This is a genomic window from Bacillus sp. SRB3LM (assembly GCF_015712745.1).
Taxonomy (GTDB): domain Bacteria; phylum Bacillota; class Bacilli; order Bacillales; family Bacillaceae_G; genus Bacillus_A; species Bacillus_A thuringiensis_K.
In genome coordinates, this window is sequence record NZ_VWVQ01000066.1 from 1 (window position 1) to 2,177 (window position 2,177).

A 2,177-nucleotide genomic window follows, 5' to 3' on the forward strand; every position below is an offset into this window, starting at 1 on the left:
GCTTTACAGATCATCTACAGGAGATAACGTACACATTTTTCTTTTGTGGTGCAGTTAAATTTCAGATTAATCTATCTAGTAGATATGCTAGTGATTTTGAGATCGTATGATAGGGAGGTGAATGACCATGAAAACAGGTGATTTTGTCCGGCATTTTCCAGAACTTGCTGAAGTCATTATTATATTACAGCAAGGGTGCTGAGTACATATGGCTAGGCGGTTCTGTAATTTTAGTATAGGCTGTACCAACCCGAAAGGAATGATTTGGAATTTTCCTCTTTCGCTCATCCATCCATATATAATCCGCTCTTTTTTTACAACGTATTCTTGTTTATGCAATACAGGCTACCCTTGTTTTTATACAGTTTGAAGGAGTCTTCTTGTTAGGAAAAAGATGCGTGTAGACGTAAGAGCCAGCAGTCACCGGTTGTAGCCATGAGAATGTCCAAAATAAAGAAAGGACAATATAAAATATGAAAAAATCTTTAGCAAGCATACTTAGTTTAGCAATTGCTGCAGATCATTCCAATCCTGTTACAAAAAATGGAGAACGATTGAAATATAATACGCCATACTATATAAAAGATAAAAATTTGCCTGATAAAGGTGGCGTCACATTCGAACGTTGGGGCTTAGATGATTTCTTACTTTTTGCGAATGCTGCAACGGATAATGGAACGCCTATTATTTTTGAACATAAATATGGAATAGATGGGTTCATCGAATCTACTAATGAAGTAAGAATAAAATCAGCTAAAGCCAATAAACCAGGTTTATACTATTGGGCTTATGATCCTTTATTCAATTCTATTTATTTGAATTATAGCAACAGCGCAGATCATGTCATTTATGGATCATCCGAAGATAATTCTATAGGTCTAGGAAGCGCTGTGAAAGGAGTCCATGAGAGTGCTACGGGGTGGTCTGATTTTAATGGATATTACGGAAACAATGTGGAAAAAGCTTGGATGGAGTCAACAAATTATCCGCATTCATACGACCCTGGTAAGGACAGATTCGCGTTACGTTTGAGTGAGTTACAAACACCTTTTGAAGTGATAGAAGCTAGCGAACAAAACGCTTCTGCCGAAAAGTTGCTGAATAAAAATCTAGTAAACAAAATGGAGTCTGTGAGGAGAACATTGGTACGATGAACAAATTTAAATATCTATTCTTAGTATTTCCTTTGGTAGGTGGGTTCAGTATGGGTACAATCTCAGCTACCACATCGTTTGCTGATTCTTACCAATCAAAAAAGAGGGTATCATCAGAGAATCCGTTTCAAGGATACCTTGTAAAAAATGGGGGCAAAACGCTTCTTCCCGAGGAACAAAATAACGTAGCCATGAACCAGGAGCAAATTCCCGTTCCTCAGCTTTCCGCTAATCCCTATGACCCTATTCCTAAGCAGGGAACGACAGTCAATGAATTTGGAAATATAGGTGATGTGCTGTATTTTAATGATGGTACCTATATGGAAAAAAGTGAGCATGGTCTCATTATCATCGGAAAATATTCTCAGACAAACACCTATAGAATGTTAGATTTAGGGAAAACTATTTCTTTCACGGCGAAATGCAATCAGGATCCAGAATTTGCGAAGCAAGTGCAATCCTTTTGGACAGAAACAAAAGTAAAACGGGCGACAAAATTTAAGCGTGTGGTATACAGTACGCAACCTGTTACAACTCTATATACTTTTAACCAAGCAGTTCAATCTGGATTATCCATAGAGAATGCCTTACATTTTGCGTTCACAATGGGGTGGAAAACTGACATGAAAGCGCTTCTCGACGGAGCGATAGCTACGTTGAGTGAATTATTGACTGCAACGTATCATCATCCCATTACTGTAACAGAAGAGGTTAGCCATACACAAAACATCCCGATAGGAGTAGATAATTCATCCTATGGGTATACAGAATATACAGCCGCAGTCTATCAAATACATTCTGTGTATACAGTAGAACCAGGTGCGGCACTTCAAAAATATTTACAAGATAATCATCTAGCTTTACAACAAACACAGTTCGAATATTTGAATTCATCTATTTTGATTATCCAGACACCAGGAAGCTATAAAACGGATTCTTGAGTTTGTAGTAGTATCGCAGTGCCGTATGTACAGAGAAAGACATTGAAATGATTCCAGTTTTTACATAAACAAAAGAGAAGTC

At 37.6% G+C, this 2,177-nt stretch carries 2 protein-coding genes; both read left to right on the plus strand.

Annotated elements, in window-relative coordinates; translation table 11 throughout:
* Nucleotides 1-473: 473 nt before the first annotated feature.
* A complete protein-coding gene (locus F3I02_RS19755) occupies nt 474-1,154 on the plus strand; it encodes a hypothetical protein (protein ID WP_196477874.1) in 681 nt (226 codons plus the stop codon).
* Nucleotides 1,155-1,204: 50 nt separating this feature from the next.
* A complete protein-coding gene (locus tag F3I02_RS19760) occupies nt 1,205-2,095 on the plus strand; it encodes a hypothetical protein (protein WP_196477873.1) in 891 nt (296 codons plus the stop codon).
* Nucleotides 2,096-2,177: the final 82 nt, after the last annotated feature.

Bases quoted from the DNA above. Each gene is read 5' to 3' on its own strand.
- F3I02_RS19755 (WP_196477874.1), top strand. From the start codon at position 474: ATGAAAAAATCTTTAGCAAGCATACTTAGTTTAGCAATTGCTGCAGAT.
- F3I02_RS19760 (WP_196477873.1), top strand. From the start codon at position 1,205: ATGGGTACAATCTCAGCTACCACATCGTTTGCTGATTCTTACCAATCA.